Origin of the sequence: Sphingobium sp. Z007 (assembly GCF_900013425.1) — a bacterium.
Lineage (GTDB): Bacteria > Pseudomonadota > Alphaproteobacteria > Sphingomonadales > Sphingomonadaceae > Sphingobium.
Window position 1 is genome coordinate 146,988 of the sequence record NZ_FBXK01000003.1, and the last position, 21,079, is coordinate 168,066.

At 61.8% G+C, this 21,079-nt stretch carries 21 protein-coding genes and 1 pseudogene; 12 read left to right on the forward strand and 10 right to left on the reverse strand.

Annotated elements, in window-relative coordinates; genetic code table 11:
- The first annotated feature begins 152 nt into the window (after positions 1–152).
- From CEQ44_RS07575 to CEQ44_RS07590, 4 genes are all read left to right on the forward strand, one after another.
- Positions 153–428 carry an HU family DNA-binding protein gene (locus CEQ44_RS07575; RefSeq protein ID WP_088183813.1) on the forward strand — a complete coding sequence of 92 codons (276 nt, stop codon included), beginning with the start codon at positions 153–155 and terminating at the stop codon, positions 426–428.
- 199 nt (positions 429–627) lie between these two features.
- Complete coding sequence (locus CEQ44_RS07580; protein ID WP_254913678.1) at positions 628–1,617, forward strand: hypothetical protein; 990 nt, start codon at positions 628–630, stop codon at positions 1,615–1,617.
- 50 nt (positions 1,618–1,667) lie between these two features.
- Entirely contained in the window at positions 1,668–2,366 is a 699-nt protein-coding gene (locus CEQ44_RS07585) for a hypothetical protein (protein WP_254913677.1), read from the forward strand.
- 19 nt (positions 2,367–2,385) lie between these two features.
- Positions 2,386–3,072 carry a GIY-YIG nuclease family protein gene (locus tag CEQ44_RS07590; protein ID WP_088183819.1) on the forward strand — a complete coding sequence of 229 codons (687 nt, stop codon included), beginning with the start codon at positions 2,386–2,388 and terminating at the stop codon, positions 3,070–3,072.
- Here the strand turns inward: CEQ44_RS07590 and CEQ44_RS07595 are convergent.
- Positions 3,027–3,509, reverse strand: coding sequence for a hypothetical protein (locus CEQ44_RS07595; RefSeq protein WP_306341432.1), 483 nt, complete (start codon positions 3,507–3,509; stop codon positions 3,027–3,029). The genes CEQ44_RS07590 and CEQ44_RS07595 overlap by 46 nt on opposite strands.
- 403 nt (positions 3,510–3,912) lie before the next feature.
- Here CEQ44_RS07595 and CEQ44_RS07600 point away from each other — a divergent pair, with 403 nt between their 5' ends.
- The 6 genes from CEQ44_RS07600 to istB all read left to right on the forward strand — a co-directional run bounded on the left by CEQ44_RS07600 (position 3,913) and on the right by istB (position 13,269).
- Entirely contained in the window at positions 3,913–6,606 is a 2,694-nt protein-coding gene (locus CEQ44_RS07600) for a TrlF family AAA-like ATPase (protein ID WP_088183817.1), read from the forward strand.
- Positions 6,607–6,638: 32 nt separating this feature from the next.
- Complete coding sequence (locus tag CEQ44_RS07605) at positions 6,639–9,494, forward strand: SEC-C metal-binding domain-containing protein (protein WP_254913676.1); 2,856 nt, start codon at positions 6,639–6,641, stop codon at positions 9,492–9,494.
- Between the two features lie 424 nt (positions 9,495–9,918).
- Positions 9,919–10,410, forward strand: a complete 492-nt coding sequence (locus tag CEQ44_RS07610; RefSeq protein WP_254914493.1) for a hypothetical protein — start codon at positions 9,919–9,921, stop codon at positions 10,408–10,410.
- An 83-nt stretch (positions 10,411–10,493) separates the two neighbouring features.
- Complete coding sequence (locus CEQ44_RS07615) at positions 10,494–10,883, forward strand: hypothetical protein (protein ID WP_088201802.1); 390 nt, start codon at positions 10,494–10,496, stop codon at positions 10,881–10,883.
- 90 nt (positions 10,884–10,973) lie between these two features.
- A complete protein-coding gene (istA, locus tag CEQ44_RS07620) occupies positions 10,974–12,500 on the forward strand; it encodes an IS21 family transposase (protein ID WP_088185354.1) in 1,527 nt (508 codons plus the stop codon).
- Positions 12,490–13,269, forward strand: coding sequence for an IS21-like element helper ATPase IstB (gene istB / locus CEQ44_RS07625; protein ID WP_088185355.1), 780 nt, complete (start codon positions 12,490–12,492; stop codon positions 13,267–13,269). The genes istA and istB overlap by 11 nt, the downstream gene beginning before the upstream one ends.
- Before the next feature lie 79 nt (positions 13,270–13,348).
- Here the strand turns inward: istB and CEQ44_RS24345 are convergent, their stop codons facing one another.
- Both CEQ44_RS24345 and CEQ44_RS07630 read right to left on the reverse strand, forming a co-directional pair.
- Positions 13,349–13,498 (reverse strand): hypothetical protein, encoded by a 150-nt coding sequence (locus CEQ44_RS24345; RefSeq protein WP_176400289.1) that lies wholly within the window; start codon positions 13,496–13,498, stop codon positions 13,349–13,351.
- On the reverse strand, positions 13,488–13,778 hold the full coding sequence (locus tag CEQ44_RS07630; RefSeq protein WP_088183871.1) for a hypothetical protein: 291 nt from the start codon (positions 13,776–13,778) through the stop codon (positions 13,488–13,490). The genes CEQ44_RS24345 and CEQ44_RS07630 overlap by 11 nt, the downstream gene beginning before the upstream one ends.
- 698 nt (positions 13,779–14,476) lie before the next feature.
- Here CEQ44_RS07630 and CEQ44_RS07635 point away from each other — a divergent pair.
- On the forward strand, positions 14,477–14,695 hold the full coding sequence (locus tag CEQ44_RS07635) for a hypothetical protein (protein WP_088183870.1): 219 nt from the start codon (positions 14,477–14,479) through the stop codon (positions 14,693–14,695).
- Positions 14,696–14,815: 120 nt separating this feature from the next.
- Here the strand turns inward: CEQ44_RS07635 and CEQ44_RS07640 are convergent, their stop codons facing one another.
- The 3 genes from CEQ44_RS07640 to CEQ44_RS07650 all read right to left on the reverse strand — a co-directional run bounded on the left by CEQ44_RS07640 (position 14,816) and on the right by CEQ44_RS07650 (position 16,461).
- Positions 14,816–15,040: a hypothetical protein gene (locus CEQ44_RS07640; RefSeq protein ID WP_088183869.1), complete on the reverse strand. Its 225-nt coding sequence runs from the start codon at positions 15,038–15,040 to the stop codon at positions 14,816–14,818.
- 294 nt (positions 15,041–15,334) lie between these two features.
- Positions 15,335–15,823, reverse strand: coding sequence for a hypothetical protein (locus CEQ44_RS07645; RefSeq protein ID WP_088183868.1), 489 nt, complete (start codon positions 15,821–15,823; stop codon positions 15,335–15,337).
- A 305-nt stretch (positions 15,824–16,128) separates the two neighbouring features.
- Positions 16,129–16,461: a hypothetical protein gene (locus CEQ44_RS07650; protein WP_088183867.1), complete on the reverse strand. Its 333-nt coding sequence runs from the start codon at positions 16,459–16,461 to the stop codon at positions 16,129–16,131.
- 457 nt (positions 16,462–16,918) lie between these two features.
- Here CEQ44_RS07650 and CEQ44_RS24350 point away from each other — a divergent pair, with 457 nt between their 5' ends.
- Entirely contained in the window at positions 16,919–17,083 is a 165-nt protein-coding gene (locus CEQ44_RS24350) for a hypothetical protein (protein WP_176401116.1), read from the forward strand.
- 73 nt (positions 17,084–17,156) lie between these two features.
- Here the strand turns inward: CEQ44_RS24350 and CEQ44_RS07655 are convergent, their stop codons facing one another.
- The 4 genes and pseudogenes from CEQ44_RS07655 to CEQ44_RS07670 all read right to left on the reverse strand — a co-directional run bounded on the left by CEQ44_RS07655 (position 17,157) and on the right by CEQ44_RS07670 (position 20,842).
- Positions 17,157–17,723, reverse strand: a complete 567-nt coding sequence (locus tag CEQ44_RS07655; RefSeq protein WP_088183866.1) for a hypothetical protein — start codon at positions 17,721–17,723, stop codon at positions 17,157–17,159.
- A gap of 199 nt (positions 17,724–17,922) precedes the next feature.
- Positions 17,923–18,897, reverse strand: a complete 975-nt coding sequence (locus CEQ44_RS07660; protein ID WP_088183865.1) for a DUF2493 domain-containing protein — start codon at positions 18,895–18,897, stop codon at positions 17,923–17,925.
- A gap of 863 nt (positions 18,898–19,760) precedes the next feature.
- Positions 19,761–20,477, reverse strand: a complete 717-nt coding sequence (locus tag CEQ44_RS07665; RefSeq protein ID WP_088183864.1) for a hypothetical protein — start codon at positions 20,475–20,477, stop codon at positions 19,761–19,763.
- A gap of 45 nt (positions 20,478–20,522) precedes the next feature.
- A pseudogene (locus CEQ44_RS07670) lies at positions 20,523–20,842 on the reverse strand (single-stranded DNA-binding protein).
- Between the last annotated feature and the right edge of the window lie 237 nt (positions 20,843–21,079).

Here is a 21,079-nt window from a genome sequence, read left to right on the forward strand (position 1 = left end):
CGGAGCCCCCCCCCGATGCCAATTCCTATGTCCGAGAATCGCGTTTATCGGACATAGAGCCTCTTTCCTGGCGCTGACAACGCCTGATGCCGTAGCGTAGCTGATCCTAGCCAACTATAAAACGTGTCCCTTCAAATTGCGAAAGGCTCTCCATGAACAACAGCGATCTTGCCGACTATCTCGCCGAAACGGCCGGCACCACCAAAGTCGACGCGCGCAAGCTGGTCGATGGCCTGTTCACCGCGATCGCGGACGCAGCCGCCAAGGGCGAAGAAATCGCGCTCAACGGCTTCGGCAAATTCAAAGTGAAGGACAGCCCGGCGCGCGAGGGCCGCAATCCCGCCACTGGGCAGACGATCACCATCGCCGCATCGAAGAAGCTGACCTTCACCCCGGCCAAAGCGATCAAGGACCGGCTCAACGGCTGATCTATGCTGCCGGTCAGCGTTCACACACCCTTCCTTTGTTGGGTCCACGCTGACCGGTCGCCCCGCTCAACGAGGTCCTTTGAGGATAGGCGTAACACACCCGCGCGACCCTATCTAACAAGAGGTAGCTTTTTAACAGTGCTGATGTTAAATAGGTGTCGCGATGTTAAACAGCCGACCCGACACCGGATTGGGCGCCTTGGGCGAGGCGGCCGAGGCGGCCGAGGCCTATGTGCATCATGCCTTCGGCATGCGCTTGGGGCTAACGCCTGTCGCCGACCCGAGTCTGCCCCATTTTCTACTGGATCGCTATCACCTTTGGAAAGGCCAGCTCAACGGCGAGCCGGTGCTGCTCGTGGCAATGCGTTCGCTGCGACAAGGCGCTACCGCCGAGTTCATCAAGCACCGCGACCTTCTGCGCCGGAATCTCGGTATTCGCTTGGTTCTCCTGCTGCTCGAGAGCGTGCCGGCCGCCATTCGCCGCCAGATGGTCGAGCGTCAGATCGGGTTTCTTGCTCCGGGCGCGCAGCTTTACGTCCCCGAAGCGCTGCTTGATCTGCGCGAGCGCGCGCCGACCAGGGCGCCAACCGCCAATGAGCAATTTGGCCCGACGACCCAAATGCTGATCCTTGCGAACCTTCTCGGCGAGGATCTCAATGAGGCAAACCTGACCCAGCTGGCGGAACGGTTCCAGGTCGCGATCATGAGCATGAGCCGCACCCTTGATGAGCTGGAGGCGCTGCGGATCGCCAAGCCGCACCATGTCGGCCGCCAGCGGCGTCTTCAGCTCGTCGTGCGCGATCGGGAGCTTTGGCAAGCGGTCGAAGGCCGCTTGCAGTCCCCCGTGCGGAAAATCCGGACCGTAAGGGGAAATTTGCCCGACTATGTCGCACCCCTCGCGGGCGAGAGCGCGCTTGCCCATTATACGATGCTGGGGGAGCCACGCTTTCCTCACCGTGCGATTCCTGCGGCTCGGTGGAAGCACTTGCAGCAGACGCTCGAACTCAGGACCGGATTTGCGTTCGACGATGACGATCGCGCGCAACTCGAGACGTGGAGCTATGATCCGGGCGTGCTGGCGCGTGATGCGGTCGTGGATCGGCTTTCGCTCCATCTGAGCCTGCGCAATGACCCCGACGAACGCGTGGCCCAGGCAGCGCAACAACTCTTGGAGCCTTTTGGATGGTAACTGGTGTCGATCGCTTCCGCGCCCATTTCGAAGGGCACGACAGCCAGTATGTGCTGATCGGCGGCGCGGCCTGTGAGCTGCTCATGGATGAGGTCGGCCTCGACTTTCGGGCGACCAAGGATTTGGACATCGTCCTCATCGTCGAGGCTCTCGACGCGGCTTTCTCCGACCGATTTTGGGCCTTTGTCGAGGAAGGTGGCTATGAAATCCGGCAGCAAAGCGAAGGAAAGCGTGTCCTCTATCGGTTTCAGAATCCCGCGAACAAGGAATTTCCCGCGATGCTCGAGCTGTTTTCGAGACAGCCGGAGGGTATCTCGCTCGCCGACGGTAGCCATCTCACGCCCCTGCCGATCGACGAGGAAGCTGCCAGCCTGTCGGCCATCCTGCTCGACGGCGCTTATTACGAGTTCCTCAAGTCGATGGTCCGCACGCTCGACGGCATCCCCGTTCTCGATGAGGCAGCCATCATCCCGTTCAAGGCACGCGCCTGGCTGGATCTGAGCCGGCGCCGTGACGAAGGCGAGAAGATTGACGAAAAGGACGTCCGCAAGCATCGCAATGATGTCGCCCGGATGCTGCAGCTGCTGGCTGCCGACGCAAGCTATGCGCTGCCTTCGACCGTGCAGGAAGACATGGGCGCATTTGTCCGCGCTGTGCAAGTCCAGGAGGACTTCGATCCGAGGCAGTTCGACGTGAACATGACGCGTGATGTCGTCGTCGAGCGTCTGCGAGCCGCCTACCGCCTCTAACGCAACCGGGGGACCACTCGTGCCGGTCTACTTCATCCTTGAGGAAAACGACGCCGACTGGCGGATGAAAATCGGGCGCGCGACGAACCTTCGCGGGCGCCGGGGTGCGCTGCAGACTGGCAACTCTCGTCCGCTCAAGGTGGTAGGCTGGATCGATACAGCTAATGCCGGTGAGACCGAAAAGCGGCTTCATGCCAAATATGCGGATCGCAACATTGCCCGGGATGGCGGAAGCACGGCCAGGGAATGGTTCTATCTCCAGCCCGCCGACATCCTCAATGATTTGCAACGCGCCGGCATCGAGGGGTTTGTCGAGAAGAATGCGGATGCCTTCGAGGTCGTCGGGCACGACCGCGACGGCGTGGCCGAATATCTGGGGGTTTGGGACTGGAGTAGCCTTGAGCTTGATGAATGCTGCCCATTTTGCGGGTGCTTTTGCGGCATGCACTTTCAGGACGCCTCGCAGATGTATCATTGCATCAACTGCGACGAACTCACCAACTTCGAGAAACCCGATTTCGATAATGAAGAAGACTATCTTGTGTGGAACGCGGATCAGGAGCGTTTGAAGCTCATCAAGGCACGAAGGGACGCTGCGGGCCGACGAGTCCGGTCTGATCCCCTGCCCTACAGGAGTCGGGGTCTACAAGACCTTGCTCTTCACCGCCGCCGCAAGACCACCAAGGCTTCGGGCGTGACGGTGTAAACCGCTTCGCGCTGCGCGCCGCGGTTTTGATGATCCACACGAAAACCCTGATAATGTCGCCGCAGCAGTCCGATCTTGCAAAGATCCGAGACTGCCCGGCTGACATTGCATCGGCCGGAGCGGCGCACCCGCTCACGAACCTTATCCTCAATGACGCGATCCGCCTCGTTGCGATCGGCAGGAAGCGCCTTGGCTTCGTCGAGCTCTGCACGGACCGCTTCTACCGTCAAGCGGCGGCGCGCGTCGCGTTGGGCCATTGGGACGAGCGCATCGCACAGCCAGTCCCTGACTGGCACGGCCCTGCCATCGATAGTGACGTTGGGACCTGCACTTCCCCGCTCATCCGCAATCTCAGCGATCAGTTGGAGCAGCATGTAGCTGAACTTTGGGCGCGGCGACGCAGCCGCGATAACTGCCAGGAGCGCCGGGGTATCCATCCTCTTGCTGGGATTTGCCGCCGGTTCGAAGAGGTCTGCTTGATGGAACATAGCATGAATCTAGGCGACCTTCAGACGAATGTGAATCCCTAGAGTGGCTCGCGCATTCGTTTTTTGGGAGGCCTTTCGGCCGGACCGTCTGGACTCGCGACTGCTAGGCGGCAGCTAACCGAGGGCGTCAAGATCAAGCTGCGCGACTTCCACTGATCGTGAAAGGCCGGCTGCTTGCGATTGTCGTTCAGCAGCACTGGGGCGTTGAAGAAGCGACAGAACGATCCGACGAGAAATCCTTGACCGCGTTGATCTCGCGAACGGCACCGGGGTTGAACTATCGTTCCTATCGTGACTTGCTTATTCCGCTGCTGTAACAGGATCGGACCATTCGTTCGATCGCGGGGTTCCCTTGGCCGTAGATGCAGTGGCCGCGGAATCAAGCGGCGCAACTTTTTTTCGTGGCGATCTTCACATTCACAGTCATGGCGCGTCGTACGACTGCCTTGATGCGACCGCCACGCCCGATGGCATCGTCGCGGTCGCCCAGGCCGAACGGATCGCGATCGTTGCGCTAGCGGACCACAACGACATACGAAACGTCCGCGCGGCTGTGGCAGCGGGTGAGCTGGTCGGCGTTTTCGTCGTCCCCGCAGTCGAACTGTCGACGCCCGAGGGGCACCTGTTGTGCTACGCGCCAACAGCCGATGCGCTTGAGCGTTTCTTCAATCGGTTGGACATCGCGGACCGGGGCACCAAGAATTGCCGCTGTCAGACCGGCGCGTTTCAGTGCCTGAACGAGATCGAAGCGGTAGGCGGTTTTGGGATCCTCGCGCATATCGATCTCGCCGGGGCTTTCGAGAGCAACGTTCCGAGATTTACTCCAGCGAAGATAGACCTCCTGTCGCATCGCGCGCTCGAAGGCTTCGAGGTGGCACGCGCGGACTGCGACATTTTCTACACCGACCGCGACACGAATTCTGACCGCCGCAGCGCGGCACAGGTTCGGATCGACAGGTTGAAGCTGGGCTCGCAGCAATACCTGGCGCGTGTGCAAAACAGCGATTCCCATACGCTCACCGCAGTGGGGCGCAATGCCCAAAACGACAGGCGCGTCACGCGGTACAAGATGGAAACGCCGAGCTTCGAGGGATTGCGGCTTGCTCTGCGCAGTGCGGACACGCGCGTTCGCATGGAGGAAGGCCTGCCCTCGACCGTCCCAGTAGTGGAGGGAGTGGTCTTCCAGGGCGGATTTCTTGACGGCGAAGCGATTCGATTCAGCCCTAATCTGACATGCATCATCGGCGGGCGCGGCAGTGGCAAATCGACCGCCTTCGAGAGTGTCTGTCTTCTTGGCGGCGCGCCGGACCCCGACATCGACGTTATCGATAGCGACGTGTGGCCTGACGTTCTGACCGTGGTCTATCGCGACGAGACGGGACACCAGCATGTCCTTGCGAGAAGCCGCGAAAGCGAGCTTGAGAATCTCGACGATCCGGTAACGGGAACGACCGTGTTTCCGGTCGAAAGCTATCGGCAGGGTGCGACCAACGACATCAGCAAGCGGGTCCATGGCGACCCGCTTGCGCTACTCACCTTTCTTGATAAGCTTGTACCTGTCGAGGCGCCGATCGCCCACGAGGACGAAGTTCGGCAGAAGTTGAATGCGATCGCTCCGGAGATCGCGAAAGCGGCGGCAACGGTCGCCAAGATCCCGAATTATGAGCAGGAGCTCAAGCTCAAGACGGCCCAGCTGCAGCGTCTTCGCGACGATAAGGCCGAAGACATCATCAAGCTGCAGCAGAGGCTCGAGAGCGAGCGCCTAGCCCGGGCTACGATCGAGACAGCGCTCGGCAAGCTGACCGGCGCGGTGTCAAGCAGCGCAATCACGATCGTCACGGCCGACATCAGGGAAGCGACCGAAGACAAGTTGATCGAGCTCGGGCTGCCCGAAGCCACCAGGATCAAGACCGACACCGAAGCGTATGAGACTGCTGTTGATGGGTCGACAACCGCCTTGCGCACGACGACTACGAATTACGTCGCCGGTGTTCGCACCCAGATCACCGCGTGGAAGGCCAAGGAGAGCAGAACGGCCGACGAGATCGAGCAGAAGAAGCAGGAACTGCTCAAAGTCGGCATCCGCCTCGATATGCCCTTTATCCAAAAGACGGTTGCCGACGAGGCAAGGGCGCGTGAAAATCTGCGCATTGTGAAGACTTGGGTGCCAGAGCTGGCGCGCTTGCGAAAGGACCATGCTCAGCTCCTTGCGCAGCGCTGGGCGGCACGTAACAAGGTGGCGGGCCTGAGGACTGCTTTCGCGGTTCGCGCATCTGCAGCGCTGAAAAATACCCTGTCCGATCTCTCGGTGTCGCTCAAGTTTGATCCCGACGCGCTTTGCCCAACGGCGGAGCGCCTGATCAACGAGGTTATGAACTGGCGGACGCTCCAGCAACTCAAGGCAACTGCGCTGATCGGTGATCTGACCTTGCCGAAATTGCTCGATTGCGTCCGTCGGAAGGACATCAAGCCGATCGTCGCGCTCCGGGATGATAAACAGAAGCAGGTTTTTCTTCCCGCAGAGGCGAGCACGCTCCTCGAGCGGATTGCGGATCCAGAGCTTCTGGCGAAGCTTGAGGCGGTCGCCGTCCACGACCGGCCGCGATTGTCGGTCACAAAACGGGTAGAGGGCCCGGGCGGCATCACCGCTTTCCAGCCGCGCGACTTCAAGCGACTTTCGCTTGGCCAGCAACAGTCGGTGCTGTTGGCCCTAATGCTCACGAGCGAGAGCACTGCGCCGCTGATTGTGGACCAGCCTGAAGACAATCTCGACAGCGAGTTCATCTATAAGACCCTGGTTCCCGTCATCCGTGCGGCGAAGGAGAGACGCCAGGTCATCGTGGTAACTCACAACGCCAACATTGCGATTCTCGGCGATGCAGAGCTCGTCATTGCCCTCAAGGCGACCAACGATAAAGGGTCGATCGTCGCGCGTGGGTCGATCGATCACAAGCCAACGTGCGATCTTGCTTGCGATATTCTGGAGGGCTCGCGGGAAGCGTTCGAACGCCGTGCGGCGGTTTATGGAATCGCGTCCAAACGCTGAGCTGCAGTCCGGATCGACCGAACGGAGACGAGATGGCAGAGGAGAGACAGGTCGAGGTTATCGACGAACGGCAGCTTGGCAGGATCGAGGCCGTCCATCGTGGCTTTCTCTACCAGCACCTCTACGCGTCGATTTGCCTCCTTATGGCTGGCGCGGCGCGCGTCCAACGGATCGTGGTAGAGGCAGACGAGGACGTTGAACTCGTTCTCTCCGACCGGCGCATCTACGTCCAGATCAAGAGCCGTGTCGGCGCGTTGGGACCTGCCGATGTTTCAGGGGCGCTTGACCGGTTCGACGAAATCCGCAAGCAGCACGCTGAAGGGGCACGGCCCGGCGGTGCCGTCTTCGTCATCGCTTCTAATGCGCCGCCCTCGAACGCGTTGCAGGAGAAAGTCGCCGGTTCTGATTGGCCGGAGGATGTGGCTCTGCACTGGCCGGATGGACCCGACCCGGCGGAGGCGTGCCTCCCTGTACCGCCGAGGAGTGTCCCGAAGGCCGTCGCAGTCTGTTCGGCTTTGGCTGCGACGCTCCCCTTCGGTCTCCTTCGCCCGGAAACCCTGACCTGGAAGTTGGCAAGCATCGTCATGTTCGCGTCGGCTGGCGCGCCGCCGCGACAGGATCACAGCTTTTCTAGAGACGAACTGGCCGGGCTCTTCGAACAACTCTTCGTGCAGATGCAGGATTTTCCTGCTCCACCGCCCGTCTACCGTGCCCAGATTGATGAGCCGCCGCTGCTGGGGGAGGAAAAGGTACGGATCGTGTCTGGTCTGTCGGGCGCCGGAAAGACGGCTTGGGTGGCGGAAGCTGCGCTCCACGCGCCGCTTCCGGTGACCTATCTGGACGTAGTCGACACACCTGGTCCGGCGCTCGCCTCCGCAGTGGCTCGCGAGGTGGCCGGCAGGATGTTTGGACGGACCAGTGGAAAGCTGGGCGAAATCCTGCTGCCCGGCGCGAGTGGGCTCGATATGCTGGGCGCCCTGAGTGTTAAGCTCGGCGAAGAAGCGCTGCATGCTAATGTCGTGATCGACAACGCGCACCGCGTGCCGGCGAACGATCTGGAAGCGATCGTCGCCCGCGCACCAAATTTGCGCTTGCTTCTGTTATGCCAGCCAGGAAGCGACGTCGGGCTGCTTGAGAGCAGGTTCAACATCCGGGCAGAGACGCTCAGCGGCTGGGATGAAGATACGATCGCGTCGGCCGTCCAGGAGGCCGGGTGCCGTGCCGACTTTGGTGACTGCGAGAGACTTTCGAGGCTGACGGGCGGCCTACCCTTTTACGTGCTGAGTACGGCGATGGTGGCAGCTCGAGAGTATGAAGGCGCCGTCCGCGATTTCTGTGCCGATGTCGAGGCTCAGACTCACATTGCTGAGACCGCACAGGAGATCATTCTGAAGCGAGCGTTCGAAGGTCTGCCCCCGGCCGACCGGGAGACAGTTGCCGTGCTGAGCCTCGCAGATTTCGCGCTGTCGCGGGACGAAGCGATCAGACTTATTCGACGCGCATGTGACCTTGATGCGAAGGCGGCTGCTGCGCGGTTGCGGGCGCTGCCCTCAACCGGAACGTTGGAGCTTTTCGGAAACGCAGGATTGAAGGTCCACGACGCCGTCCGAACGCTCGGCAAGGCCGACTTGGCGGCGTGCGGAGCCGAGTTCGAGCGGAAGGCAAGGGCAGCACTGCGGGAGGTCGTGATCTTCTCGATCCGTGAGGACTGGAGCATCGCCAAGCTGGGGCTGCTCGTCCGCCTCTTCGGTCAGTTGGGGGATTCGCGCATCCTGGTCGAGTTCGCGACGGACGAACTGTTCCACGAAATGGGCGTCTGGCCTGAGATCGAGCCCTATCTGCACGTAATCGCCGCAGACGAAGAGGGCGATCCCGAGACACGTCTCTGGGCACTCGATGGTTTGGTGTTTAACGATCTTCGCGAAGGCAACCATGAAGCGGGTCGCGCGCGCGTCGACGCTATGCACGCTCTTCTAGAGGCGCACGATCTCGGGGGGGACGAATGGCTGGCTTGGGGCATGAAGCGCATGCTGCTCATGTCCATGGCTGGCGATGTCGACGGCGTTCATGAGATGCTGGGACTTGTCGAGACGCGGCTGCCGGCGAAGGCTGAGCACCGCCGGATTTTCCGTTACAACCGCGCGCTAGCCTTCTTCAAACTGGAGCAGAACGACTTAGCCATGAGCGAAGCCGCAGAGCTCGTCGAAGAATATTACAAGGAACTTGGCCTCACGCCGGCAGACGTTCTGGGCCGGAACGCGCCGGAACTTCGCCCGTTGCTTCCCAAGGGGAGAGATAACACCGACACCTTGAAGCATCTGGCCGATACGCTCGATCTCCTCGCTCAGGCTGCAGGCGAGATGAGCCAACGCTCCAGCATGGCGCGGATCCATGCCATGAAATTCTACGAGCTCGCGCACGCCTTTGAATCCTTCGTTCGCGTCGGCCAGGACCTCGTCGACGAGTTCGTTTGGGTGAATGACTTCATCGGCGCTCGGGAAATCATGGAGCGCAATATTTTCCCGACGCTCCAGGCGATCGGCTTGGTGTCGTACGTCCTACCTGTCCGTGCGCTCTATGCGGTCGTGCTGGCCTATTGCGATGATCACGAGGCAGCTGCGAATGAGGTCGCGTGGCTGATGCCATACGAAGAGGCGATGGCGCCAGAACATCGCAACGCTTTCCAGGATCAGAAGCAGATTATCAGCGATGTGCGGAGATTTGGCGGGCCGCTTCAGCGGCAGGTCTCGATCCCAGCGCCGCTACAAGCGCTTTTCGATCAGCGTCGCGGTGCACCCCGAGCGGTTGAGCCACGCAGAAAAATCGGACGAAACGAGCGCTGTCCCTGTGGGTCGGGTCGCAAGTACAAGCAATGCCACGGGCGTTAGCGTCAGGGAAGGACTGGTTCGGTGGTGAGTGTGGGGTAGACCTACGCGCGTTCAGGCTCCGCCTTGGAAGTACGCGAAGATCCTCGCTCGCCGGGCCGGTCGGATCGAGCCAATCCGCCCGGAGGCCGCTTGGGAGTGGGATTATCTGGCGTTTGTGATACGCCGCCGGCCGCACGTTCATCATCGACGAGCTTACGAGCAGTCCGCGCGCTCGGTGTGATGTAAAGCACCCGCCCGAACGAAGTCGTCTCTTTCGAGGAGCGTAGGGCGATGACGGCATGGTAACGGGGTGATCATGGAATTCCCCGATCTCCGCTTCGCTGTCCGATCCGCGCCACTAGTCCTCTTCTGGCCTGCGAAGGACACACCGCTGGCACAGCTCCTATTCGATAGGATCGAGGACTGGCGCGGCTTCATCGATGCGATGTCGCTCAATCCGCTGGTGCCGGCCATTGTGCGGCTCAAATTCCAGCGCGCGCTCAAGCTCTACTATCTGGCGTGGATCGATGGCGATCTGATCAAGGCGGGCGAATTGGTGGCCCTTACTGCGCTCGAGCTGGCGCTTAACGACCGGTACGGGGGGCAGGTACCCGGCAAGCCAAGAAAGAAGCTCAAGGCTGGACAAGCCCCCGGGCTCGCCGATGCGCCGCCACAACGATCATTCGAAGCATTGCTCAAGCATATGGTCGACGGCGACGGTCTGACCGATGCGGAGATACCCATGATCGTGCGATGCGGTGGGACGGCCGTAGGCCAGTTAATCGGAACGACGAAGCCTACGCTCGCGGATCGGCGTAATGCGCTGGCGCATGGCGATCCTTTTGACGGGCTTCCGACCAGTGGCCTTATCGAGCTGGTCCGCGACCTGATCGAGTTCGCCTATCGTGGCTATATTCGGGAGGCTCAGGCCAAGTAATTGTCATCAATGACACTTTACCAAGCGTTTCTAGGTAAAGTGTCACTGGTGGCAGCCAACGGCATCCCAAGAGAGAAAGTGACATGCACCCCAGGTTCCTCGCCGTCACCTCATCACTGGACGACAAGTTGAACGAGCTCCTGGCCTCCAAGCCGCTCGCCTTCGGACAACTGCCGACCACCATGCCGCGCGCCGGGGTCTACCTTTTCACCGAAAATGAGAAGCACCTTTACGTGGGACGTTCGAACCGATTGAGGGATCGCTACTTTCTGCACTGCCGACCCGGCTCGCGCCAGAACCAAGCGTCGTTCGCTTACAAGCTCACGCGAGAGGGTTTGGGCATACAGGGCGCGTCCTATGTGGCGGGTCCGCAAACCCGATCCGGGCTCGCAGCGACCAGTTCGTTTGTTGAGGCATTCACGGCCGCGAAATTTCGTATCCAGCAGATGGTGTTGATTTCCACTGAGATGTGACCCGGGAGGGGCATAAATTTCCACTGAGAAGTGACCCATGTTCTGACCTTCCCCTGGCTGATTGCAGCGGGGGATCAAGGAGTGATCTACATGGCGCTATTGAGTGTAATCCGGCGTTGGCACTTTCGGGAGAAGATGCCGATCCGTGAGATTGAGCGGCGCACAGGATTGTCGCGCAACACGATCCGCAAGTATCTGCGCGCGGGCACGGTAGAACCGCAGTTCAAGATTCCCGACCGACCGAGCAAGCTGGACCCCTATGCTGAGAAGCTGTCGGGGTGGCTGCGGATCGAGGCCGGCAAGTCGCGCAAACAGAAGCGCACAGCCAAGCAGATGCACGCCGATCTGGTGTCTTTGGGCTATGATGGGTCCTATGGCCGTGTCGCGGCGTTTGTGCGGGCCTGGAAGGCTGGCCGGCAGATTGAGCAGCAGACCAGCGGGCGCGGAACATTCGTGCCGTTGGTCTTCCAGTCCGGTGAGGCATTTCAGTTCGACTGGAGTGAAGACTGGGCCATTCTTGGTGGCGAGCGCGTCAAGTTACAGGCGGCGCATACCAAGCTGTCGCACAGCAAGGCCTTCATCGTGCGGGCCTATCCGCTCCAGACCCACGAGATGCTGTTCGACGCGCTGACCCAGGCGTTCCGCGTTCTTGGCGGGGTTCCGCAACGCGGGATCTTCGATAATATGAAGACCGCGGTTGACCGGATCGGTAGCGGCAAGGCGCGACAGGTCAACGCCCGGTTTGCAGCGATGGCCAGCCATTATCTGTTTGAGCCTGAGTTTTGTAACCCAGCATCAGGGTGGGAGAAGGGACAGGTCGAGAAGAACGTTCAGGATGCGCGGCGCAGACTGTGGCAGCGTTTGCCGAGCTTCCCGGATATCCATGCGCTCAACGCTTGGCTCGAGGAACAGTGTATCGCGCAATGGGGTGATATCCAGCATGGCAGCTTGCCCGGCACAGTTGCCGATGTTCATGCTGGGGAGGTCGGCAACCTGATGCAGTTGGGGCGGCCATTTGATGGCTTTGTCGAGCACACCAAGCGGGTGTCGCCGATCTGCCTCATCCACTTCGAGCGCAACCGCTACAGCGTGCCCGCCTCGTTCGCCAACCGCCCGGTCAGTGTCAGGATCTATCCTGAGCGGATCGTGGTCGCCGCCGAGGGGCAGATCCTGTGTGAGCATAACCGGATCATTGAGCGATCTCACCACAGTGGCGGGCGGACGATCTATGACTGGCGGCATTATCTGGCGGTGATCCAGCGCAAGCCGGGCGCGCTGCGCAATGGTGCGCCGTTCACGCAGTTGCCAGAGGCCTTTAAACAGCTACAAAGCCAGCTTCTGCGGCGCCCCGGCGGTGATCGGGAGATGGCCGAGATCCTGGCGCTCGTGCTGCAGCATGACGAGCAGGCGGTGCTGTGCGCGGTCGAACTGGCGCTTGAGGCAGGCGTCGCTACCAAGACTCATGTTCTCAACCTTCTGCACCGTCTGACTGACGGTAAGGCGCCTCCCGCGCCCCCGATCGATGCGCCCCAGGCACTGCGTCTTGCCCAGGAGCCACTCGCCGATGTCGGGCGTTATGACGCCCTCCGTAATGGAGGGCTGCGCCATGCGTCATGACCCTGCCAGCGCCGCTGTTGTCGTCATGCTCAAGGCGCTCAAGATGTATGGCATGGCCCAGGCAGTCGGAGACCTCATCGAGCAAGGTGCCCCAGCCTTCGACGCTGCCGTGCCGATCATCTCCCAACTGCTGAAGGCCGAAATGGCTGAGCGGGAGGTCCGCTCGATCGCTTACCAGATCAAGGCAGCCCGGTTCCCGGCCTACAAGGATCTGGCCGGGTTCGACTTCGCCTCAAGCGAGGTCAATGAAGCTATGGTCCGGCAACTGCATGGCGGCGAATTTATCGATGGCGGTGATAACGTCGTGCTGATCGGCGGTCCTGGCACGGGGAAATCCCATATCGCCACTGCGCTGGGCGTCCAGGCCGTCGAGCATCACCGCAAGAAGGTCCGGTTCTTCGCCACGGTCGACCTGGTCAACGCCCTCGAACAGGAAAAGGTCATGAACAAGGCCGGCCAGCTCGCTGAGCGCTTGCTGCGCCTCGATCTCATCATCCTCGACGAGCTCGGATATCTACCGTTCAGCCCATCAGGTGGCGCGCTGCTGTTCCATCTGCTCAGCAAACTCTATGAGCGCACCAGCGTGATCATCACCACAAATCTCAGCTTCAGCGAATGGGCTGGCGTGTTTGGCGATGCAAAAATGACCACTGCGCTGCTGGATCGGCTCACCCACCACTGCCACATCATCGAGACCGGCAATGACAGCTTCCGGTTCAAAGCCAGCTCCGCAGTCTCCAAAACACGAAAGGAAAAATCACCAGCTTGACCCTCGTCCCGCAACGCGGGACACACCTTCCACCCGGGTCACTTCTCGATGAAAATCCCGGGTCATATCTCAGTGGAAATCAACAGCCCGAGAACCACATCAGCATCTCATGCGTGAGAAGCTGGCTGCCGCGGGTGAAATTGCCCGAATTGCGCTGCACGCGGCCGCGCGCGGAGTGATGGGTCAGCGGGATGTTTTTCCCGTTCGAGCGGATGTCCTCACGCGCCATGATATTGCACCAGGCGCTTGTCGGTTTCGGCCACGAGACGGTCGCGAAGGTCGGGATATTGCTCGCGGATGATGACGTCCAACGCGAGCTGTTGGAACTCACTGATCCGGGCGAGCCGGCGATGGCTCGCGGTGAGGAGATCGGAGGAAGAAAGGAAAACGTCGAGCGCCGATCGGATGATGTCGGCGACGCTTAGTTTCTGTTCGACGGCAATCGCGCTGAGCCGGTCCCACTGGGAGCGCTCCAGGCGAATATTGTAGTGCCTGTAACTGGTAGCCAAGACCAACCTCCTAGCAGGGAGGCTGGTGGGGACTGAAGAACGGCATTATTTATAGCGCAGCGGCCGGCAGCGGGCAAGTTGATCGTCGCGCCGGCAAACCCCGTAGTCTCCCGCACTACGCAAGAATGGCAGATTTCCGCGCTTTTCTCGCACCCCCCGGCACGTACTACGCCGTAGTCTCCCTCGTTTCCGCGCTAAACCGTTGTGAAACAACGGAAACCATGCACCTTCAGGTGCGTAGGGTGTGCATATCCTAAGAGACCGATTTCTGGTCCCGGGGCAATCTGATGATGGTCGGAGGGGTGTCCGTTACCGGGTCCGGCTGGGCAAAGGTCCGCCGTCAGGCGGAAGCGAGACTCGAGTCCGAGCGAAGCGGCCGTCTCCGGTGTGCGGGTCGTTCAGACCCCATCCCCGGCCGCGCTTGGGCGCAGCCCGGAAGCGCGGATCAATGGCGGCCTTGGGCGCCATTGATCAGGCGAGGATCGTGACCCGGACGGGCGGAGACAAGGCGCATGCCTTGGCTCCGTGAGCTTGGTCGGCGGCGTCCCGCTAGGGACGGCGGCGGCCTTAGCGAATAGAGCCGTCATCGGGCGGTAGCCCGATGCGCCCCACCTACGAAAACTTCTTCTTCCGGCAAAATGCCCCGGCAGCTATGCTCACCATGTTCATAGCCCGATTAGCCTTCAAAAGAGGCACCTATGGCAAAGACACTGGAACAGGAGCGAGCAGCGTTCGAAGAGGATGCACGGCGGTTGGAAGAGCGACGCAGAAAGCTCGAAGAGCGCGAGCGTGAGCAGGCCATATCTGCGCTGGAAAAAGCGGGCCTGCTGAAGCTCGAAATCAAGCGTCTGACCAGCCTTGCAGAGCGCATCAGGACACTCGGGATCAACGAGATCGAAAAGCGTTTGGCTGCGTAAAGCGAGTCCGCCGCGGCAGCGCCGCGGCACGGGCATGGGGGGCTCGATGCCCCTCATGTCCGTACATCTCCCAGCAAAAAAAGGGAGAGGCGGCGCGCGCCCCTCCCCCCGGCATTGTCCTCAGAACTCGTCGAGTATCCCGCCCGGCGCCGTGTAGACGACCCGGTCGATCATCGGCTGGTTCAGCGCGCCATAATCGCCTTCATCGATAGTCAGGTAGCCAAGCTCGGGATCGTCGACGACGTGCTGGTCGAAGTAGCTGTGAAGCGCCCGGCGCTCGGCGTTGGTGACCGCTGCGAAGTAGGCGGCATTGTCGGCGGTGATTGCGTTCGTGATGATCTGCATGATGTGCTCCTGTCTGTCTTGAATGACAGGGGAAGGCGCGTCGGGCGGGCGAGGCCGGGTCAAGGATCGCGAAGCGACCGCGAAGCGGCGGTGGGGGTCACGATTTTCTTCGGCGGCCACCGGACGGCGAAGATGAAGCACGTCGCTCGACCCGCCGAAGAAAATGGTGGGGCCCCGCCGTCCTTGAGGCGGCCTCGCTCGGCTGACAGAATAGGAAGACTGTGAGAGATTTTCCCTCTCGTCGGGAGACCTGCGGCAAGGCGTAGCGACGTGCGGACCGACGGGTCCGCGCGGTCAGGGATGCCTGCCGCAGTGGCAGCAATGTTCCTCGATACCGGTAAGGGAACAGTAGCCCGGCCCGAAACCCGCCTCTGCCTCATCGTCCGCGAAGTAGCCGTGATATTTTGCGATACCGACAGCTTGGTCGCGCATGGTCGGATCGAGCGTGGCGAGAAGGGCATCGCAGGCTTCGGAGAATCGGCGGGCATAGAGTTCGTAGGATGCGCCGCCAGTCGTTTTGGCCGTGTCGCCGGCGAGCCGTTCGGCGTCGGCCCGGAACTGCGTGAGTGCGGCGTGCTCGTCCTCATCGCCTATATCGATGTCGAGGTCTTCGTCCGGAATGTCCGGCACATGATCGGCATGGACCTGATAGAAGGTTCCGCAGTTAGAGCAGACGGCGCGGTCCTCGACGAAATCATAGTGTTCGGGATCGTAGGACGTCGCGCAGTGCGGGCAGATGGGTCCGCTGAACAGCTTGCGGAGAGATTCGCTGAGATCGTGCATTTAAGCCTCCATCGATCATTGGTTTGCGATCCCCATCTCGTTTTGATGAGGATGGCCTCATCGGGACGCGGTGTTGAGGCAGTCAGGGACGGCGACGCCGCCGCGTAGCGGGCAGCGGGGGAACCGATTTTGTGGTCGTGAAGCGCAGCGGAACGGCGGCAAAATTGGGGGGACCGGTGATCCTTGACGGCCGAGGAACACCCAGCGTCATGCTTTGGCGATGAAGCTTTGTCTGATGCCGAGATGTGAGAGCGCACGGCTTTGCCCCCGAACCCTTTCAAGGCGTTCGGGGTTAACAGCAAAGCTCATTCCAGCACGGAGGAACGGTCGCCGCCAGGGTGAGGCGCTGGATTGGTTCGCCCGGGGGACTGCCGCCATATGGTGACTTTCCGGGTGATGACGGCTGGATCGTGCTCGAAGATGCGCGCAAGATGGTCCAAGGGAAACGGACAGACGCGCGCCTCGAAGCCATCCGACAGCATCCCATCGAGATCGCCGTCACAGTCCAAAAGCGGGGCATTCAGGTGGCGGGCCTCGGTCCGTAGCAGCACGAGAAACCCATCGAGGTGATCGGGCCGGACGGTGGCGCAAAGCGCGCAGGTGTCGTCGGCGTCGGTAACGATGCTGAATGTGGTCATCTTGGACTCCTTTTGAGTTCAATCAGCACCGGCCTCCTCCCCTCTCTTGGCCCGCGGTTCCGCCACCGAGCAGCAGTTGCAGGACGCACGATTTCGCCCGCCGCCATCTGCACGGACCGGCCAATTTCGCGGCACGGCCCGCCCATTTCGGGAAGGTGGTTGGCAGCGTCGAAGGCAGACTCGAACCGTCGTGCCTTGGTGTAGCGGCGTGTCTGTGATAGGCGGCCGATTGCGCTGCGAAGGCCGTGGCGCCGGGACTGGTAATCCCGTCGAGAAGGCAACTCGGTGTGGTTTTCACGCCGGGGTGCCTGCGCATATGTCCAGGTGCCTCGGCACTAAAAGCGTAGGCGCATGTCTCGACGTGTTACCAGCCCCGGCTCCCGCGCCCTGGCGCGGGAGTTGTTTGGCGAAGAGCGCTCCAACATGCTCCCTGAATGGCCGCGCTCCGGGTGGCGATATGGACCTCTACGAAAAGGAGCCGGCGGTGACGCAGGCGCTGGCCTTGGCGCTGATGCGTCAGGCCCTCGAATATCTCGCGGCGATCAAGGAGGAGGACGCTTCGCGCCATCTTCAGTGCGCCGTCGATGCGCTCTTGAAGCCCAAATTCGTGCGACCGGCTTGAGTCCAAGCGGTCAAAAAAAGGGCGCGCCGCACATGGCGACGCGCCCTCCTTCGCGAACCGAAAAAGGCGGAGGCTATGCCCATTCCAGTCGGGAAGTGTCATCGGTATCGGCAGTCGCCAAAAGGCGGTCGAGCCGATCGAGATAATGCGATACGCCGTGCTCGGCCGCTTGCCGGCGGACGGCCGGATTGGCGATCCGGGCACGGGCGGTATCGATCGGAATCTCGCCAACGCTGTCGGGCCGAAACCCGAGTCCTTCGAGCAGCGCATAGGCATTGCCGTTCGCGAGGTTGAATTCGAGGCCGAGGTCCGATGTGAACGCGACGGCCATCGCGATCGAGCCCGGCTCTTCGCGTCGGTAGATGCTGACCCGGCGGCATCGGAACTGCGCTTCTTCAAGGACCGCGATGGCATCGGTTTGGAAATCGAAGACGCGAGCGACCGCGGCGAGCGCCAGTGGGCATATGCGCGCCTCGAAACGATAAGAGAGGAAGTCGTCGGGATCGAGCAGAGCCGTCCCGAGGCGTTCGCCCTGCTCCCGCAGAAGCGTTCGGAAAGCGGCGAGCTGACGCGCGTTGATGGCGGCTGTCGGACGCGGCTGATCGTCGGCGGCCGTGGCGATGCGGAACGTGATGGACATCCTGTCCTCCCCTGTTGAACCGCCATTCCTCTCCCCCTCCCCTTTGGCCGCACCGCGGGCCGATGCTTGAAGTCTTCGATGCGAGCGCGCAGGCGCTCAGTCCCCGCGGCGCGAAGGGGCTCGATGCCCCTGAGCGCCGCCCTCCGACGCAAGAAAAGGGAAGAGGCTCCGGCCGGAGCCGGAGCCTCTCCCGAAGCGCTCACGCGCTGCGCTGCGCGCGCTGGTGGGCGAGCCGCACGATGTGGAGCGGGATGCCTGCCTGCCGGAGCTTCTGTGCGAGGTTCTGCTGGATGCCCGAGCCTTCGCAGACGACCGCTTCGACAGGCTTGAGGTTGAGGATGCGATCGTTGCGGACGAAGGCGGCGCGGTTGCCTTGGCTGCGATCGAGGCGGAACTGGATGACCTTGACGCCGCGCGATGCCGCCCAAGCGTGTGCGACGGCATCACAGCCCTTCGCCTGCGCGGTGGTCGCGAGGATCATCTCCGGGATGCGGGCCTTGATACGGTCGAGGCCGTCCCAAAGCAGGTCGCTGTCCTCCCAGACCTGACCGCCGGAGAACGCAACCACCGGACCCTCGGGCGCGAACTGCTCGCGGCGTTCCCGCGCGCGCGATGCAAGGAAGTCGCGGGCGTCGATCATCGATGCGTTGAGGGCGCTCGAGACACGGCTTCCCCGGACCGGCGAGAAGGGCCTGCCCGTTTCGACGCGATAGACCTCGGCGGCGTGGTCGCGCATGCACTCCATCGCCTCGCGGCATCCTTGCAGGGTTTGGCAGAGAAGCTGGGTATCCTCCAGTTCGGTCGCGTAGATCTCCGAGGGGTCGTAGCTGCGCGCGAGATCGCCGAGCTTCTTGGCGGCGTCGTCCTCGCGGCCTTCGATCCGCTTCGCCACGACGTGGAAGCTGTTGGCGAAACCCCATGCGAGATCGTTCGCGAACGGCTCCATGCGAGTATCGCGCAGAACGTCGAACATCGTTTGCAACATCATCTCGACGGCGGCCCGCACCTGCTCGGGATCGGGCATGTCGAGCGCTTCGGGTGCCTCGACGACGCTGAGCTTCGCCATCTCGCTATGCTCGATGAACGCTCCCTCATAGGTCTGCGTCAGGTCTTCGTTCTCGCGCGATGCGGCGATGAAGCTGGCAAGATCGGCGAAGTTGTTGAAAGAAGTCATAAAAGCCTCCGAACAAGTCGATCTCTCATCCGGGATTGGATGAAAGATGAAATCTCATCGGATGGGCCGGCGGGACTTTGTCAGGGACGCGGGGCTTGTCCCCGCGCCGCGAAGCGGGGCGTGGGGGAGCCGATTTTCTTGGGTCCGTAAGCGAAGCGAAGCGCAGTGTCGGGCCCGGGAAAATTGGGGGCACCGCGCATCCTTGAGAAAGGCCCAGAGGCCCATCACACTATGGCGATGAAGCTTGTCTGATACCGAGATGTTAGAGAGAGAATGATTTGCCCCGGCCGCGTCAGCGGGCGGGTTAACAGCAAATCGCTCCAGCCTTCCCAGGCGAGAAAAGTTGCGCCAATCCCTCGCAAGGTGATCGTAACCCGGAGGGCGGAGACCCGCCTCGCGGGGCTCCGGGAGCCGCAGGCGAGTAGAGCGCCGGTCCCGCCGGAAGGGCGGGATGCGCCAAAGGTTGCGAGGCCGGTTCAGCACGGCTCTTCAAATGTTGGTCGCGCCGTCGGTGCTGATCTGACAGAAATGCGGCTATGAGAAACAGTCCCTTTGGAATGCCTGAAAGCGCCGTCGATCGCTTGATCCGCGAAGAACGCGAACGCACGAAACTCTATCGTGACGTGCTGGGCGGAGGTGTCATTGGAGAAGCCCTTCGCCAGGTGAATGACCGCCAGAAACTTCTGCGCGGGCTGGATTTCGACAAGCCGTATCGCGGCATTTTGGACACGCTTGAGCGCGATCGGACAGAGCGGGAGGCTTTCAAAGGGCAGATCAGCACCGCCTGGGCGCTTTCGGTGACCGAAACGGCCCGAAGCATCGCGGCGCGCAACACCGATCTGGTTGAGCAGCGGCGCCGATTGTCATCGACCGTGCTGGAGACCGTGCGGGCGTTCGACGTGAACCGAACGACGATCGGCACTGCGCTCGCGGCGGCGCGCGGCAGTGACGCCTATCGGCGCATGGTCTCGGAGCTGTTGCCGCGCGTCACCGGCTTCAGCGCGATCGCCGAGCGGATGCGGATGGTCGACATCATGACCCTTCGCGCCAGCGATGGGGTCATCCAGTCGGCGACGGCGCTTGCCGCCGAGATGGTGCTCGAGACGCAACGGATCGCGGAGGCGATCGCGGCCGCTCCGACGGACGATGAGAGCGTCGTGCTCTTTGGTGAGCTGTTTGAAAAGATAGCCGCGTTCGTGGACAGGCTTGGGCCCAACACGATCGCCGAACTCAACAGCATGGGCCTCGTGCAATGGACCGGCTGGTTGTTCGGGTTTCTGGGCCTCGTCCTCGCGATCGTCGCGATGCAGCCCAATCAGTCGCCGGAGGAAAAGGCGGCCATCGTCGAGCTGAACCAGAAATATGAGGTGTTGCACGAAGAGACCCGCCGCCTTGGCGATGCCGACGCGCATGCGAGCGAGGGCTATCTGGCGGGCCTGCCCCGCGCGGCGTTGAGCCGCGACGCGATTTTCCGGCGCAAGCCGGAGCGCGCAGGAGAGGTCGTGTTGAAAGCGAGCGAGGGCGAGGTCGTCGCCATTGCGAAGACGCAGGGTCGCTGGCGCAGCCGCTTCCTCAGGCAAGCGAATAGCAATGGAGGGCGGCGCCGAAGCGCCGCCCTTGCCGGCTTAGAAGAAATCGATCTTGTCGGCGATGATCTCGCAGCCATAGCGGGTGACGCCGTCACGATCCTCCCAGCTCGAATAGTGGAGCCGGCCGGTGATGGCGACGGCATCGCCCTTCTTGCGGGAAGAAGCCGCTTTGCCGAGACCGTTGAAGCAGGTGACCTTGTGGAATTCGGTCTCCTTAGCGGTATAGCCAGTGGCTTCGTCCACATAGGTCTTGCCGTCCCGAAGCTTTACACGGTCCGTCGCGACAATGAGGGTGGTGACGGAACCGCGCGTGTCGGGATCCTTGGCGACCCGGCCGCGATATTGACATTGTTCATGGTGATGCTCCTTGTTGGGTCCAGCGGCCTTCCCGCCGGTGACACCGACGAGCGGCGTGTTGGGGGCGAGCCGCACCGGAGCGCATGCGAAGGGGAACCCGTGAAGGGAGCTGGCGCGGGCAGCCGCGAAGCGGCAACACGGGCGACTGGAAGGGGTTGCGGATCGGCCTCATCTCGCCGCAGGTGTCAGGAACAGGCGAAGGAAGGCCGCCGGACCGGACAAGGTCCGGCACCGTC